This is a genomic window from Brevibacillus dissolubilis (genome assembly GCF_006170445.1).
Lineage (GTDB): Bacteria > Bacillota > Bacilli > Brevibacillales > Brevibacillaceae > Brevibacillus_B > Brevibacillus_B dissolubilis.
Window position 1 is genome coordinate 406,018 of sequence record NZ_VCNA01000002.1, and the last position, 17,301, is coordinate 423,318.

10 protein-coding genes are annotated in these 17,301 nt (G+C 52.1%); 1 reads left to right on the forward strand and 9 read right to left on the reverse strand.

Features of this window, described 5'->3' with window-relative positions; genetic code table 11:
* Nucleotides 1-13: 13 nt before the first annotated feature.
* Entirely contained in the window at nucleotides 14-4,816 is a 4,803-nt protein-coding gene (locus tag FGI41_RS03900) for a cation-translocating P-type ATPase (RefSeq protein WP_255298312.1), read from the reverse strand.
* Between the two features lie 148 nt (nucleotides 4,817-4,964).
* Between FGI41_RS03900 and FGI41_RS03905 the strand changes: the two genes are divergently transcribed.
* Nucleotides 4,965-5,366: a hypothetical protein gene (locus FGI41_RS03905; RefSeq protein WP_139488641.1), complete on the forward strand. Its 402-nt coding sequence runs from the start codon at nucleotides 4,965-4,967 to the stop codon at nucleotides 5,364-5,366.
* 104 nt (nucleotides 5,367-5,470) lie between these two features.
* On the opposite strand, the gene FGI41_RS03910 is transcribed toward FGI41_RS03905, so the two are convergent.
* The 8 genes from FGI41_RS03910 to nagZ all read right to left on the reverse strand — a co-directional run bounded on the left by FGI41_RS03910 (nucleotide 5,471) and on the right by nagZ (nucleotide 17,246).
* Nucleotides 5,471-7,312 carry an LTA synthase family protein gene (locus FGI41_RS03910; RefSeq protein WP_255298313.1) on the reverse strand — a complete coding sequence of 614 codons (1,842 nt, stop codon included), beginning with the start codon at nucleotides 7,310-7,312 and terminating at the stop codon, nucleotides 5,471-5,473.
* 308 nt (nucleotides 7,313-7,620) lie between these two features.
* A complete protein-coding gene (locus FGI41_RS03915) occupies nucleotides 7,621-8,886 on the reverse strand; it encodes a S8 family peptidase (RefSeq protein WP_255298314.1) in 1,266 nt (421 codons plus the stop codon).
* A gap of 365 nt (nucleotides 8,887-9,251) precedes the next feature.
* On the reverse strand, nucleotides 9,252-9,773 hold the full coding sequence (locus FGI41_RS03920; protein WP_139488643.1) for a GNAT family N-acetyltransferase: 522 nt from the start codon (nucleotides 9,771-9,773) through the stop codon (nucleotides 9,252-9,254).
* A 566-nt stretch (nucleotides 9,774-10,339) separates the two neighbouring features.
* On the reverse strand, nucleotides 10,340-12,316 hold the full coding sequence (locus FGI41_RS03925) for a SpoIID/LytB domain-containing protein (protein WP_176560113.1): 1,977 nt from the start codon (nucleotides 12,314-12,316) through the stop codon (nucleotides 10,340-10,342).
* Between the two features lie 27 nt (nucleotides 12,317-12,343).
* On the reverse strand, nucleotides 12,344-13,087 hold the full coding sequence (gene nagB / locus FGI41_RS03930) for a glucosamine-6-phosphate deaminase (RefSeq protein WP_139488645.1): 744 nt from the start codon (nucleotides 13,085-13,087) through the stop codon (nucleotides 12,344-12,346).
* On the reverse strand, nucleotides 13,084-14,376 hold the full coding sequence (gene nagA, locus FGI41_RS03935; RefSeq protein ID WP_139488646.1) for an N-acetylglucosamine-6-phosphate deacetylase: 1,293 nt from the start codon (nucleotides 14,374-14,376) through the stop codon (nucleotides 13,084-13,086). The genes nagB and nagA overlap by 4 nt, the downstream gene beginning before the upstream one ends.
* An 18-nt stretch (nucleotides 14,377-14,394) precedes the next feature.
* Entirely contained in the window at nucleotides 14,395-15,588 is a 1,194-nt protein-coding gene (locus FGI41_RS03940) for an anhydro-N-acetylmuramic acid kinase (RefSeq protein WP_139488647.1), read from the reverse strand.
* Nucleotides 15,585-17,246 (reverse strand): beta-N-acetylhexosaminidase, encoded by a 1,662-nt coding sequence (gene nagZ, locus FGI41_RS03945; RefSeq protein ID WP_139488648.1) that lies wholly within the window; start codon nucleotides 17,244-17,246, stop codon nucleotides 15,585-15,587. Before nagZ ends, FGI41_RS03940 begins: the two co-directional genes overlap by 4 nt.
* Nucleotides 17,247-17,301 lie beyond the last annotated feature (55 nt).

The window sequence follows — 17,301 nt, forward strand, 5'->3', positions numbered from 1 at the left end:
CTACATCATGGGTTTATGCGATTTGAGCCTGTATAGGGGCAAAAGCCGTGGTCGGTGCCTGTCGTCCTGTGATGGCAGCTACTAGCGGACGTGATACCAGACTGACCGAGCCGCCGACCAAGAGAACCGGAATCATCTGTGTCAGGCTGAGCGGTGCTGTATGGAACAGCGTGGACAAGGCCGGTATATAGATGACCGCCATGAGCGCAAGCCATGAGACGCCCAGTGCCCCGAGCATGAAACGGTCTTTGACCCAGTTGTTGAATGGCTGTCCGTTTTCCTGACGCCAGGAGAAGGTCTGGATCAGCTGGCCTGCGACAAGGGTAGCAAATGCCATCGTCCGTGCCACCGGAAGTGGTGTACCTGCTGCCATGCTTGCGGCAAACAGTCCGAGTGCGCCAAGACCGAGGATGAGACCACGGATCGCCACTTTTTTGTACAGCTCGCGATCGACGATATCCTGCCGCTCGGTGACCAGCTCCTTGTTGCCTGGATTGACAGCAAGTACGGCAGCTGGGAGCGCGTCGGTCAGCAGATTCATCAAGAGGATCTGGACAGGTACGAGCGGAATCGGCAGACCAGCGATGACAGCAAGACTGCTGACCATGATCTCAGCAAGATTGCCCGTCAACAGACAGCCGATTGCTTTTCGGATGTTGCTGATGATCGTGCGGCCTTCCTTCACCCCGTCGACGATCGAACCGAAGTGATCCTCCTTGAGCACCATGTCAGCTGATTGCTTGGTGACCTCGGTTCCTGTGCGGCCCATGGCGATTCCGACATTGGCCTTTTTGATCGCGGGTGCGTCATTGACACCGTCTCCGGTCATCGCGACGATATGGCCTGCCCGTTGGTATGCTTGGACAATCCGCAGCTTGTGCTCAGGGGTCACGCGAGCAAAGATGGAGATGTGGTTAACCGACTTGACCAGCTCGTCGTCGCTGATGCCATCCAGTTCCACACCTGTGACGACACGGTCGCCTGGCTGATACATCCCCAGCCGCTGCCCGATGGCAATCGCCGTGATCGGATGGTCGCCCGTTATCATGACTGGCTTCACCCCAAGCTGGAAGGCTTCTTGGATCGCCTTGTCCACCTCTGGCTTAGCCGGGTCAATCATGCCGACCATCCCGATGTAGATCAGGTCTTGGTCGTGTACTTGATCGGTGCCTTCGTCTTTTTTCAAGCAACGGTAGGCAAAACCGAGGACACGCAGGGCTTGGGAGGCATACGCCTTGTTTTGGGTGATGATGGTTTGCTTCATTTGGTCTGTCAGCGGGTGTACTTCTCCCCCGGATTGGTAGGAGTTACATTTGTTCAATACTGCTTCAATCGAGCCTTTGGTCATCAGGAAGCACGGATTGGATTCCACACCGTCATGACAGATCACGCTCATCGTACCGTGGTTGGAGTCGAATGGGATTTCATTTTTCCGTGACCAATCCGTCAGCTTCTCTGGATGGTAGCCTGCTTTTTTCGCCAGTGTCAGCAGGGCGCCTTCGGTTGGATCACCTTTGAGCGACCAGTTGTTGTCTCTTTGGGTCAGCTGGCTGTCATTGCAGAGCATGGCGATGTGGATCAGTTTTTTCAGTTCTTTGGAGTCCTGCACCGTTTTGCCGTTCGGGTGCGACATGGTGCCAACTGGTGCGTAGCCTTCGCCGCTTACGTCCCATTCATCATCGATGGTGGCGATTTTGGTCACGGTCATTTCGTTTTTGGTCAGCGTCCCGGTCTTGTCGGAGCAGATGACGGTGACGCGGCCCAGTGTCTCAAGCGACGAAAGCTTGCGCATCACGGCATTTCGCTTGGACATCCGGAATATACCGGCGGACAGGGCAATCGTGATCGTCACAGGCAAGCCCTCTGGAATCGCGGAGGCGATCAACGCGACAGAGGTAGAGATCATCTGGCCGATTGTGTTGCCGCGAAGGAGTCCGACCGCGAATACGACCGTCCCTACTGCCATGGCTCCTTTGACGAAAAATTTACTGATCGCCGTCGCCTTCTGCTGCAGCGGGGTCATCTCGAGTTCATCGTCTTTTAACAACGAGGTGAGGTAGCCGATCTCAGTCGTCATTCCCGTTGCGACGACGACACCGATTCCCTTGCCGCGCGTGATGCTTGTGCCCATATAGAGCATGTTGCTCCGCTCTGCCAACGCGGCTTTGGCGGATGTGACTCCTGTCTGCTTTTTCACGGAGAAGGATTCTCCTGTGAGTGCTGCTTCATTGACCTCCAGACTGTTGTCCTCGATCAGGCGCAGGTCAGCAGGGACACAGTCTCCGGCCTCCATCACCACCAGATCTCCCGGCACCAGATCAGTAGCGGAGACCTCAATCTGCTTGCCGTCCCGGATGACCCGACACTGCGGTGGTTGGAACTGATCGAGCGCCTCGACGATCCGCTCCGCCTTGCGCTCCTGGACGGTGGCAATCACCGCATTCGCTACGAGAACCGCTCCCATCGCCAATCCGTCGAAGATATCACCAGACAAAATCGAGAGCGTCGCCGTACCCAACAGAATCAGCGTCGTGAACTCGCTGAACTGTTTGAGGAAGACCATCGACCAGTGCTGTTTCTTGGCTGGTTGGATCACATTGGGGCCTACTTTGGCGTGGAGTTGCTTGACTTGCCCGGCGGTCAGACCTTGTTGGGTACTCGTGTTAAGCTGCGCGGACAGTTCGTGTTCTGACAGGCTGTGCCAAGCGGTTGCCCCTGTACGACCTGTGAAGCTGGGGGTATCCGTGGTAGTCTGTGATGAACCGATTTTCGTCGATATTGAACCAATATCCGTCTGTTCTGTATCTGTTTGTTCTGAATCAGAGTTTCTCTGCGGTGTAGCGAAATCCCCAGCCGATTCCACACCGGATGGTTGGTCTCTCTTCTCCCCCCATCCACCCAGTTTCCAGCCAAAAAAATCAGGCTCCGCTCCGGCTTCCCGACTGCGGACAGCCCGCTCGGCTCTAGACAGGAAGATCAGCTTCACACCATCCGCAATCAGATTAGTCAGCGGCGGGGAGATGCGGCCCATCATCACGAGCGGGGTCGCGATCACGTTCCACATGGCCGTGAACTTGCGGTGTTGGGTATTGAGCTGTCCCACCTTATGCGCATACTCAATCGTCTTGCTCAATTGGGAAAGCTCGCTTGCATAGATGAACGGTACTTCCGCTTCCAATGCGGATGGTGGACTGTTTTTGCGGATCAGCAGATGATGCTGAGCCTCTGAATGCTTGGTAGCTGACAGCCGATCCAGCTCGGAATTGGTCAAAAGACGCCATTGCGGCCGCTCCACCAATCCATCCCGGGCAATTCCGAGCGAATCTTGCAGGAATGACACCCTGATCCCCGGATAAGCCTCCTGGAGAGCTGCGAGATGCTGTACCTCAGCCTGTTCTGTAACCGGACATTTGTTGGTGAAAAGCGCACGGCACTTGCGGTCTTTGGCAAGATAATAGACCTCGCAGCCTTTTTTCTCATGGCGCTTGGCTTCCCACTCATAATCCTGCAGGCTGATCTGGTTGGCTTGCATCCAAGCTTTGTTGCCAAACAGAACATCATGTCCGCCGATATTGGCACGCACGCCGTCTTGGGTATGTTGTAGTTGAAAAGTTTGGCGTTTTTTCATCCTCATTGATACGGTATGGGTCAAAACCGCTTGCCGCAACGGATGATTGGTCTCCTCCAACAGATTGCGGACCAAGCCCCATGCATGCTCTTCGTCTTGCTTGCTGATACAGGTAAGTCCACCCTCCTGTTTGGTAAACAGCGTGGAGGTATCGTCTACGATCACCTGCTTGAGCTCGGACAGCTGACACAAGGTCATATGGCGGGGGAGCATGCGGCCCCCTTCGCGGGATACGTGCTCGGCTTGTTTCCACGCGTATTCCTCGGCGGCTAGTGCCGGACGTGGATTGGCTGCCAGCAGGATACCTAATGTCATCCATGGATTGCGCGTGTACAGATAGGTAGCCCCGGCCAAGCCAAATCCGAGTGTACTGGCCCGATTGGCATATCGCTTCGTCTCGGTGGCTTGATACAGGGCTGGGTCCATGTTCTTTTCCTGATTCTTGAGGCGTTGCCACTGGAGGAATTGAATCAGGGCGGCTCCGGACAAGGCCAGCAGGTTTTCGCGTACTAGACCCAGAGCAACGGCGGCCGCACCGAGGACCAGGTCGGTAGAGATCTGCCCTTCTCGGAAAAGTCGCTCGGCCCCCTGCTTGAGCATCGGGTAACCGGAGACGATCGACAAGACACCTGCCGCGGCGAACAGCCCTGAATTGGCGGCCAATGCCGATTTACCGGCAAGCAGCTGTTTGACCCCGAGTACGCCCACCCCAGCCACAGCAACCGCTGTCAAGGTCAGTGGTAAGCCCTCTTGCCTCTGGATCGGCTCATGTGGAACGGCTTCAAACGCAGGCGGTATTCCTCGCTCATCAACAGCGGCGGCATAGGCAGTAGCTGCGATCTGTTGTTCCGCGAGCGGTGTGTCTCCTTCGCGGTCTGACTTGATCTCAACGTTACGCCTGCTCTCTTCACCCGCTTCGAGTTGCGAATGCCGCTCTACAAAAACCTGCTCCTCAAACCGCTGGATGAACTGACAGATCATCTCTGCCGTCAACTGCTCTGGCTGATAGTGAATAAGCGCCTTCCCCGTCCCGTCGCATACCCGCACAGACGTGATCCCCGGCTGGCTGCTCAGGCTCTGGGTCAGCTGCCCGGCCCTGCTGCGGTCCCCTTTGATTCCATAGACTTCGACGCGCAGCCGGCCTGGCAATGCATGAATCGCTCTCTGTTTGAATGTGAATGCTTCCATGTCCTCACCCCATTTCTGTTGCCGAAAATAGAACAATTTGATGCTATTATGGGCGCGCCCCAAGCCTTTTATGTAATTCTCAAACGAATAACATTTGCCAATTGGGAGAGGGTAACAGATACAGTACATCTACAGAAACGAGGGATTGATGATGTTGCAAAAATTCCTGCCCCGTACCCCGCTGGGTATCGCTGTCACCGCCGCCACTGTACTCCTGTCCGTCTCACCGGAAGCCCGTAAGCTCACCCGCCGTGCAGCGGTAAAAGGCGTGGCTGCCCTGCTGTCTGTCGCTGACCAAGTCAAAGGCATGGCCTCCACCGCAACCGGCCAGATGAGGGAGCTGGTCGATGAAGCCCGCACCGCAACCACCCAGCAGGATCAAGCGTCCAGCCTGCTGCAGGAAACCGTGCCGCTTACCTATGACACCGGAGCGGCTCCGGAAGAATTTTACGCTGATCATAAGCTGACACCCAATCTGCCGTTTAATGTGATGAATGCCGAGACGATGACCAAAAATCTAGGGATGAATGAACAGCACCCCTCTCATTAGTCATTTCATATGAGAGCGCAACAAAAAACCCGTCCGATACCGTGTGAGCCTCGAACATGAGGTGCACAGCATCTGACGGGTTTTGTTTTTGATTCATTCAGCTTTTAGGGGTTGGTTTTTTCCTCTTCCATCTCGCGCTTCGGCAGTGTCTTCATATACGAATCACTGAGGAAAATCAATTCGACCGCCCGTTGATAATCAGCGGCGTATTTTTGGAAATCACTCACAGGTTCCCCTGTTTTTACATCAAATGCAGTACCATCTTCAAACCGGTTGCCCGGCAGGAAGAGAATATCATCATTAATGAACGTCCCGGTCGGCAGATAAAAACGCTCCCCGATCAGGTTATGCTTGGCATTGAGCAGGTCTTTTCCGAAATGGACGTGGTTGAGCTGATCCAGGTTGATCCCCAGGAGGTTGACCATGGTTGGCATCATGTCGATCTGACCACCAGTGATCTCTACCTTGCGCCCTTCCTTCATCCCTGGTACGTGGATGATGAACGGCACGCCATATACGTCGGTACGGCTGTACTTATGACCGATGCCCGCTTCGAGCAGTGCCTGCTCCTCTTCATTCTTACCATCGAGCGGCAGGCCGTAGTGGTCCCCATACATCGCTACCACCGTGTTATTCCACAAGCCTTTTTTCTTCATTTCCTCGATGAAGATACCCAGCTGCTCATCGACGTAATGCTGGGCCTGCAGGTAGTCACCTGTCATCGTCCCCTGAACTTCTTCAGGGATTGGGAACCGCTCATGACCCTCAGGCAACTGGAACGGATGGTGTCCAGACATCGTAATCAGCTGTGCGTAAAAAGCACGCTTGTTTTTCTGATGATCCTCAAGCACCGGAAGAACTTTGCGATACAGCACGGCATCAGATGAACCCATGCTGATGATATCTTCTACTCCGATGTACTCCTGATCATAATAACGGTCAAAACCAAGTGCCGGATACAGCTCGTCGCGGTTCCAGAAATCCACCTTGTTGGCGTGGAACGTCATCGTCTGGTAACCCCTCGTCTTCAGCAAGCGCGGCAGACTCGGGATCTCACGGTCACCAAATGCAAAAGACATCGCTGAATCCCCCACTGGGTACAGCGAGGTGTTCGCTAAAAATTCGGCATCAGACGTATTCCCTTGACCGATGTTTTGGAACAGGTGCGGGAAATAGATGCTTTCTTTCACCAGTTTGTTTAGGTTCGGCGTCACTTCCCGGCCTTCTACCTCAAGTCCGATCAGGAAACTCTGGAACGCCTCCAATTGAATTAGCAGCAGGTTTTTGCCCGCAGCCTTGCCGAACATCTGCGGTGGGTTGCTGATCTGATCCGCTGCCAGACCTTTGAGTACCTTCAGCCGTTCTGGACTGCTGTTTGCATCCCATTTCGGCTTTTTGCTTTCATCTTCAAACAGGCTGCTGACCTGAAAGCTGATCAGGCCCATCTTTTCTGCCTTTTTCTTTTCATTGAGGATCTCATCGGTATGCTCAGCTTTTACCTTCCCGACAGAGAAAAGCAGCAGGAAGACACAAACCAATGCCATATGCTTTTTCTGAAACGAAATGGCAGTAAATGTCTGATGGCTCAACATGCGCCGGACCACCATGTAGATGGCCAGATCGGCGAACAGGATGAAAAACTTCGGCTTGATCAGAGTCAGGACACTCTCGCCCACGTCTTTAACCTGCCCCACTTGGAACAGCGCCTGGTAGGTCATGATTTTGCCGTAATAGGTGTAGTACACCACTATCGAAAACATCAAAGTGGACAAAATCGCATTGCTGACCACATAGGCTGTCATGGTACGGCGGGAGAAAAACAGAGCCAACAGCGTAACGATCAAGACAACTGTGCTGGCTTCCGCCCACAACAGGTTAATTGGATTTTTATCATCGTACAGGAAAACACGAAACCAGAAAAACTTACTTAGCAGCAACGTTGACATGAGTAAGAAGTTATTTCTCCATTGCATCAGCAGTCGAACCTTTCGTCTTTAACTAATTTTTTCATGTATCCCCCATCTTATCATAAAGCTAAACGGGATTAAAATCGAAAATGTTGCAGAAAATCAAAACTTACTCCCTCAGATGGTGCATCCATATCGTTCGCAGATAGACAAAAGGTAACCCTGCTAAAAACCTCCATGTATAAAGCGGTTTACCTTCCATCAACAGGAAAAAAGACGGCCAACAGCTTATGGCTGTGACCGTCTTTTTTGTCCCGGGATTCACCGGAAGCTTGTATTCATTATTCTTACTTGTCAGTAGAAGAAACAGTTGGGTAACCGAAGCCAGAAGCGATGTCATCGCCAGTAGCTGCGTAGAGACCACCCAGGATGTCGTTTGCTTTTGCACGAGCTTGGAGTTCAGCGCGTACGCCTGCATTGGAGAGGTTCGGGTTGGTTGCCCAGATTTTTGCAGCGAGACCGGAGATGTGTGGAGTCGCCATGGAAGTACCGCTGATGGTGTTGTAGCCGCCATCGGACCAAGTGGACTCAATTGCACGTCCTGGAGCAGATACTTCTACGTCGCCTTCGCCGATTTTGTAGTCGCCAGCGCCGCCGGAGATACCACGGGAGGAGAAGTCAGCTACACGGAGAGTGCCGTTAGCTTGCACGTTCTCAAGAGCTGCAACCGCTACAGCGTCAACGAGTGCGCCTGGGTAACCGATGGTGCCTGGGTTAGGACCGGAGTTACCTGCAGCCGCTACTACCAGTACGCCGTTGTTGTTCGCATAAGTAACAGCGTCAGCGATCAGGCTAGCTTTGCTTGCAGAACCAAGGGACATGGAGATGATTACTTTGGAGCCGGTTGCTTTGCTTTGGTCAGCCGCATGTTTGATCGCATTCGCGATGTCATCGGAGTAGCCAGAACCTTGGTCGTTGAGTACTTTGTAAGCCCACAGGTCTGCTTGTGGAGCTACACCGTAGATACCCAGACCATCGTTACCACCGTGAGCGAGGATCGTACCTGCTACGTGGGAACCGTGACCGTTTTTATCGTTGCAAGTGTTGTATACGATGTTAGCAGAACGTTGGGTGAAGTCATTGCACTGTACAGATTGACCTACGAGGTCGTTGTGGTTGATGTTAACACCGGTGTCAAGAACAGCAACGGTGATACCAGCGCCACCTGTTGTAGCAGTGATTGCGGAGTTTTTGTAGATGGATTCGATACCCCATGGAGTACGGTCAGTTGGCACTGCACGAGTGCTGCCACCGCTTGGAGGTGCATCGATGCTTACGATATCAACCAGAGATACTTCAAGGTTTTTGTTTTGCTTGAGTGCTTCGAATTGTTTGACAGTTACTTCCGTTGTGAAGCCTTTGTCAGCAAAATCGTTACGCGCACCATATTCTTTTTTGAGAGAAGCTTTTTGTGCTTTGTCAGATTTGATCAAAACACGTACTTTCTCCTCGGATGCATTAGCATCAACAGATGCACTTACTACAGATGCAGAGAGAAGAAGGCTTGCGGACAACAAGAGGCTACCCATTACTTTCATGTTTTTCTTTGCCATTACTAGACCCTCCTGACATATTTTTAATTTTCACTCACATTTGTTTATGTGAGTACTTATTTGTAAATTATTATAAAGTTATATTCCACATTTGTCCATGTATTTTGATAATATTGTTATGAATTATTATAAATTAATACTCTTTTCCTAATTGATAAACTATTCGTCAAAAAGGTTATTCATGATTAAAGATTCTGAATAGAAAAAATCCTCCCTTCGACTAACCGTGAAAACAAGTTGATTTGATATCAACCCTTGTTCCTGTTTGTCTAGAGAGGATATTCCTGATTTATCGTTTTTTCTGTTGTGTTGGACGTGAATTTATCTGGTTGAAGTGATTTTTTACTGTAAGCGAAACGTCTCTTTTAGGCGGTCTCTTGTGGTATTTCGCTCTGAAATATAGCTGCTGGATGGAGATTAACCGATTGATATGGAGCAAGCTGTAGGGCCATTATGTCCCGGTCTGTACCTGGTCCATAGTAGTCTTTTTCTGTATGGCTATAAACAAATCCAAATGAGCGGAGCGCGTTGATGGAGGCTGTGTTCGTTGGATTTACGGTCACTAATACTCGCTCTAGAGTGGGATAGTGGCGTAGGGCAGCCAAACGCGCTTCAATCAACCTCTTCCCAAGTCCCCTCCCCTGATAATCAGGTGATACATTGCTGAACAGCAAATATCCTGTTGTCTGATACATATCCACCCCGGCACAGGCAAACCCGATGATTTTGTCTCCGGTTACTGCCTTAAAAACCAGTTGGGGAAACAGTTCAAAATACTTACGAAGCTCATGGACATTCATACGGTTCGGAAATGTGACGGAAGAAAGCTGAATCATTTCGTTTAAATCTGCTTTTGCAGCTAATGTGACGGTTGCCTGTTCACCCATAGCAATCACCATTCCCCGGAAAAAAATGAACGTGAATCAAAATGAACGCGTGAAACGTAGTGGTGCCAGTTCACATCAAGATGCAGCATTTCACACAGATATTAGGATAAGGGTTGAATGTGAAGCTAGGAGTGGGGTTTTTATTAGGGTTTTATTAAGGAATGTTAAACGTGGAGTGGATGGTATTGATCAGGTTTATTGGATGATTTTCAAAATGCACAGCTTGAGGAGAGCAGGCGTGTTGCAAGTGGAAGAGCTCCTTTGAAACCCCAACCCAGCGAAGAGAAAAGCAAGGGCGGCAATAGCTCCCCCGATCTACTCAGGGGCAAACCTCTACGCTTGAACCTTCTTCTGTGAAATTTTTGACCCGGACAAGCCCTTGCTTTTCTCGCAGCGGACAGTCAATCCCCCTTGCAGGGTTTCAACAGAGGTATAACACTGCAACACGCCTGCTCTCCCCTCCACCTAAACTACTGAAACATAGCAAAAAGGAAGCCCGGCTTATCATCCCCAGCCGGACTCCCCTCTTACAAACCTGTAACAAAGCCTATTCAAAGCAAACTACCCTATTGAGCAATCGCCTTATAAGATGTTTCTTTTTCATACACATTGACCAATTCTGCATTCGGATAGTAAGCGCGCAGGATCTGCTCTACTTTCCATCCTTTTGCACCGAGGCTGGATGCGCCGTATTGGCTCATACCTGCGCCGTGGCCGTTACCGCCACCGTAGAAGGTGACTGAAGTGATCGCGTCGTTAGCATCTTTTACGATGTCAAAGGTGGCGAAGGAAGACGGCAGAATGGTGTAGTTCTTCATGGTCGCAGTTGCATCGTAGGTAGTGGAGGCGCCTTTTGCACGATACAAGAGGACATCATTGCCCAGAGTGAATGATTTGCTTGGGCGAATGGTGAAACGGATGTTGTATTCTTTGACGATTTTGTAGGTGCCGGTGGAGCTTTCGATGACGAGTTCCATCATGTTGCCACCTTGGCCGCGTTTGGAGACGTAGAGGTTTTTCAAAGTGCCGATCCCTGCTGCCGGAATTGGCTTGGAGACGAATTGACCGTTGGAATCAAGGGTCAGGACGAATTTCGGATCAGCGGTGTAACGGCCTGCGATATTGGTGTTGATGCTGTTTTCCAGTTCTTGCTTGGAGAACGTCACTTTCCAGCGGAAGTAGAAAGAATCAGAATCGTAGCCGGTATAGCTTACGTTTTTGTAGAAAGCATTGAGTTGTTCTTCATTGGTAGTGTCGATCTGTACCATTTTGCTGTTATCAGCAGGATCGTAGGTATATGGCTGGCCTTGCAGGTAGGCAACTGGAGTGCCTGGGAACGCTCCGTTGGCATCTGCCCATACTTCGTGCTTGGCTGCACCGAAGCCGCCGGAAGTGGAGTAATAGCGGGCATCGACGAGATCACCGTTATGCTCCATGATGATTCCTTTGGTTTCGTTGACTGCTTGTGTGGTCAGGGCATTTTCTGCGCTGTTGTTGTAGACCTGGCTCAGGGTGCTGTCGTCTACGTGGAAGCCTTTGGTAGCATAGCGGTTGCTGTAGTAGTCGCTGAGCGCATAGGTACGGGCTGCTACGCTTTGTGCTTTCAGCGCTTCAATCCCAAAAGATGCTGGCATTTCGCTTGGAACGACTTGGTAGAGGTAATTTTCGAGCAATACTTCGTTGATGACATTGAGTTTGCCTGCGGCAGCGGCTGGGGTTACTTCAAAGAAACCACGGTAGAGTGGATTGCCGTAAGCGCGGGTATAGGACATCACTTGTACGAGGGAGTCTGCCTGTGCCGGCAGAACATAGAGGCGGTTGGCTGTCGTGTAAGCTTCTGTGCCGTTCACAGTCACTTTCAGTTGGCCTGCTGCTGGAGTGATGCTGAGGAGTGTGTTCGGTTCTACGTTGATGGTTTTGTCCGCTTTTTTATCGGTCAATTGGAGGCCGCCTGCGGATTTCACGTCAAATTTGGTGTGGTCAAGGGAAGCAAAGCCTTGGTTCATAATCCCGATGCGCATGGTTTTGGTTGGGGTTGGACCATCAAGAACGACCAAATCAACCTTGCCGTCTGCGGTGTAGTACGTTTTGATATTTTCAGCACCTACATAGACGTCTTGCAGGCTCTTTGCTGTTACTTGGTCGCCTTTTACCTGATAGACCGCGTATGGTTGGTTCAGTGAAACCCAGCCTTTCTTTTCGAGATCGAGCTGTTTTTTCGCGGTATCCTTCGCCATGATTTTTTCTTGGCTGGATGGGACGATTAGCTTTTCTTCGAATTTGACGATCATGTCATCATGGACTTTGGCATTGACGAAGTCGCCTGCATGGACATCTACAGACTTGTTGGCTGTTTTGAAGGTCTGAAGCTGGCCGTCAGTAATCAGTTGATAGGTTTGGAACGCCCCTTCATCTGTTACAGCAGCGACATAAGCGCGTTCGACGGAGTCTGTCTTGTCTGTGCCGACCGCGCCTGCTCCGCTGCCAAACATCATACTGAACAGGAGTGTAGTGATAGGAATGATCCTGTTTATTTTTTTCATCCGTAGTTCTCCTCTCATCTTATCTGTTTAGGATGTGGCGCATGACGCAACGAGGCTTCCCGCTTCCTCGTCGACGAAGATACCTACATTGTCATGCAGCTTGAGAAAAGAGGCCGGAATATCCGTCGTGATGCCTGTATGTATGAGTTTGTGGATAATCTCCGCCTTATCGCGGCCAGTGGCGAGCAATAGGATTCGCTTGGCCTTGAGAATGTTCTGCATGCCCATGGTGATTGCTTGTGTGGGCACTTGTTCGATAGAAGTGAAGAAACGTGCATTCGCTTCAATCGTGGTAGGCTTGAGACGGACGAGATGGGTGCCGGGATGAAGTTCTTTGGCCGGTTCGTTAAAACCGATATGACCATTGTGACCGATCCCGAGAAGCTGCAGGTCGACGCCTCCTGCCCGCTCCATCTCTGCCTCGTATTCGCGGCAGTATGCTTCCACGTCTGCCGGCTGTCCGGATGGGATATGGATGTTGTCCTCTTGGATATTGATGTGGGAGAACAGATGGGTCTGCATGAACTGATAGTAGCTCTGATCGTGGGAACGGTCTAACCCGTAATATTCATCCAGATTGAACGTCCTCACCTGTGAAAAATCGATCCGTCCTGCCTGATGACGGCGAATCAGCTCCTGATAGACAGGAATGGGTGTGCTCCCGGTGGCAAGTCCAAGCACTGCGTCCGGCTTACGCTTAATCAGATTTTCGATCTCATCTGCCACAAGTTGACTGATCTTTTGTTCGTTCTGGGCGATGTTCAATTTCATTCTGTACGTCCTCCTTTTACCCATTGGCCTGCTACCATTACATCCGTACATTCATTATCCCGAAAGATAACGACGTCTGCAATTTTTTCTGGGGCCAGTGTTCCCAACTGATCCTCCACACCAAGAATTCTTGCGGGGTTGGTACTCATCCACTGAAAACGGTCTACGATCGAGAGCGTAAGCTCATCCGCCAAAAAGCGGTACGCAGTCGCCATGTCGAGGCAGCTGCCTGCCAAAGTGCCGTCTGCAAGCACGGCTTTGCGATCTTTGACATAGACGGTCAGCCCGCCGAGATCGGTTACACCATCGCCCAAGCCGACTGCCCGGATGGCGTCAGTCACGATGGCAATCTCCGACTTTTTCTTGGCACGAATCGCCAGCTGCATGATCGCTGGATGTACATGCAGACCGTCCGCAATGAACTCCACCGTCATCCCGTCATGGTTGAGCGCATAGGTGATTGGACCAGGTGATCGGTGATGGATCGGCGGCATGGCATTGCACAGATGCGTGATATGGGTCGCGCCGTGCGAAAATGCCGCGTCCACCTCTTCATAAGTCGCTTCTGTGTGTCCGATGCTGACGACTACCCCATCGTTTTTCAACTGAGTGATCGTGTTCAAGTCGGGCAGACGTTCAGGAGCTAGCGTAATCAGCTTGACGCGGTGCTCGGAGGCTGTCTGGTAGGCATCGAACTCTTCCATAGAAAAAGCCCGGATGTAGTCGGCATTTTGTGCGCCTTTTTTCGCTGGAGCGATATATGGGCCTTCCAGATGGATACCAAGCGGCAATGCACCTGTCAGCGGCTTCCCCGCACGATTGGGGTTCAAATGCTTGCGGTCATGATCGTCACTCAGATCCGCGTCAGAGCCTTGCCCCTGTCCCTGACCGATCCCGAGCTGCCCAAACCATTCACGAGTCGCCTCGCAAACCTTCATTAATGCCTCATGCGAACCTGTCACGGTCGTCAGCAAAAAGCGTGTCGTCCCATACTCAGCGTGCGTTTTGGCCATCTGCTCATACGCTTCCACCGTCGCGTCCATCACATCTGCCCCGCCCCCGCCGTGTACATGCAGGTCGATAAAACCCGGTCCGACAACGGCACCTGTGCAGTCAACCGTCTGATACGTGATGCCCGACCCAGACGCATCGCGGAGATATTGCTCCAGCTCTGCCTGATTACCACTCTCCACGAACGCCTTGATCCGTCCTGCTTCGATCACGAGATGCCCTTCCCGTAGCTCTTCCCCGATCACACATTGTCCATGCTGCAAAATCCAGTGGCTCATCGCTTTCCTCTTCCCCTTTTACAAAGACAATTTCCCTAAGACGCAGGGGTGCGCGGCACCTGTCGCGGACGGTACATTGCTTGGATTGCCCATGATCGTCTCGTGCGCCAGAATGGCAAAGGCAATCGCTTCCTTCGCGTCGCTTGCGTAGCCTTTGTCCTCCTGAGTCGAGACTGGAATCGTCCCAAGCAGCTCGCGCAGACAACCAAGCAAGGTCGGATTGTAGCTTCCCCCGCCGCCTATGATCACTTCATCAATCGTGTCATGATCAAGCAAAAAGCGGCGATACTGATCTGCAATCGTCTCCGCTGTAAAACGGGTAATGGTCGCAACAATATCCGCATCCGAAATCCCGTCTGCCCGCATCTGACTCACGATCTCACGGGTATGCTGTACGCCGAATGTCTCGCGTCCCGTCGATTTTGGAGCCTGCATGGAAAAATACGGATGCGTGAGCCAACGCTCAATATATGCCATCTGAGCTTGTCCTGTCGCGGCGAATTGCCCGCCGTTGTCATAGCTTTCCCGTCCATCGGTGATGATCTGCATCGCTGCATCAATCATCATGTTGCCCGGTCCTGTGTCAAAGGCCATAACCGAATCCATCCTACCACTTTTCGGCAAGAATGTAACGTTCCCTATGCCCCCAATATTCTGGAGTGCAATATTTTTGTCAGGTTGAGCATAGAGAACATATTCAGTATAAGGCACAAGGGGTGCACCTTGTCCACCTGCCGCCATGTCGCGGACACGGAAATCAGAGACAACCGGACAGCCGATCCGTTCCGCGATGACCGAGGCTTCCCCGATCTGCAGGGTGGATGGGACGAGCCCCGTTTGGGAAGTGTCCATGCCTGGGGGAATGTGATACACCGTCTGCCCGTGCGACCCGATCAGATCAACCGCACTCTTGGGCAGACCTGTCTCCGCCAGCAGTTGTTCCACTGCATCTGCAAAATGCATACCGATCACAAAATTCATGCTGCACAAATGATCGACACGGCTTCTCTCTGGCGAAAACAGTTGAAAAATCTCCGCCCGCACAGCTTCCGGGTACGGGCGGCTGACATAATGAAGCAATTGGCACGACGTATCGCGTCCATGTCCGCTGACCTTGACCAAAGCGGCATCAATCGCATCCACAGACGTGCCGGACATCAGCCCGACGATCAGCTTTTCTGGTTTGTCCCACAGGGCTTGCAGTCGCTTCATGACAGGGACCATCCATAGGAAAATTCATCAGAGAGCGTCACCGGAAGCTGACCTAATGCTTGGAGCTGACCCGCAAGAAGCTTCGCTACGGTATCGAGCGCGAGCGGACGGCTTTCGTAAGTGGCGAGGAAGGTTGGGACTTCAGGGAATTGATGGAAGTCGAATGGATTGCGAAGAGCTACTACGATGAGACGCGGGCTTGTCGCGGTATGTTTCAACCCGTTCTGGCTTCCCCGCTCCATCAACCGTTTCACCAGCTCCACCTGTTTGGGATGAAACATCGCATTATACGTTGCCACGATAATCTGCCCCACGTGCTCGGTTTCAATCAAAATCTGCTCGATTTCCTGCTCGGTCGGATTGGTCTCGACGATCTTCTCGGTTACATCTCCGCCAAGATAGCGGGCCAGACGAAGGCCAAGGGTAGCTTTTTGCTCCAGCTGCTCATCCACTTCCGCCGTCACGCCAATCCGCGGGATGACCACATAGGTGGCTTCCGCCTTTTGCAATGGAATGGCTTTGTTCTCATCCTTCACCAGAGTCATACTGCGTTCACTCAGGCTTCTCGCCAAGCTTCTGCTGGCTTCTGTCGAGAGAATCTGCCGGGCTTCGAACCAGTCGGACACGCTTTGATCGATGTGACGGGTTGCTTTTAGACGCAATATTCGCTCTACGGACTGGTTGATCCGCTCTTCGCTGATCCGTCCGCTCTCGACCGCTTGTACCAGTGCTTCAATCGCCCCGACTTGGCGGTCCATCCGATGGCTGATCAGCACTTGGTCAACGCCTGCTTCGACTGCAAGCACAGCGGCACGCTCCGTACCGAAATGATCCGAGATCGCTTTCATCTCCATACAGTCGGTGACGATGACACCGTCATAGCCCATTTTCTCACGCAAAAGCCCTGTGATGATACTCTTCGACAGCGTGGATGGGAGTGGTTTGCCTGTCTCATCCGTCTCCTGATCCAAAGCCGTAAACACCACATGCGCTGTCATAATCGAATCGACACCCTCGTTGATGGCGCGTTGGAACGGCACAAGCTCGACTGCTTGCAGGCGTGACATCTCATGTGGAATCACCGGCAAGTCCAAGTGCGAATCCACCTGTGTATCACCATGACCGGGAAAATGCTTGATCGTTGCCGATACTCCCGCATCCTGATAGCCTTTGACCGCAGCAGCCCCCATCTGTGCGACCAGCTCCGGATTCTCGCCATAGGAGCGCACCCCGATTACTGGATTTTTCGGATTGTTGTTCACGTCCAGGCACGGCGCATAGTTGACATTGATCCCTAATACACGCAGCTCGGTACCGCTCACTTTTGCCGATTCGTATACGCCCTCTACATCACGGGTCGCACCGAGAGCCATATTTCCAGGCATCAGCGTGACGCCCTCTGTAATCCGCGCCACCATGCCGCCTTCTTGGTCAATCGAGATCAAGAGCGGGATGTCCGCCCTCTTTTGCAGGGCTTGGGACAGCTCAAATACCTGCTTGGGATTAGCGATATTGCGGCTAAAGTAAATAACGCCGCCGAGGTGATGCTGCTCGATCAGCTCCACAATCTCAGGCGACGGCTCTGTTCCCTCAAATCCGCAGCAGATCATCTGGCCGATTTTTTGGCGCAATGTCAGGCGGTTGATGTCTATATTCATGCTCGTGAGATCCCCCTTTTCGGTCTGGTCAGGACATCTGTCTATTTTCATACGC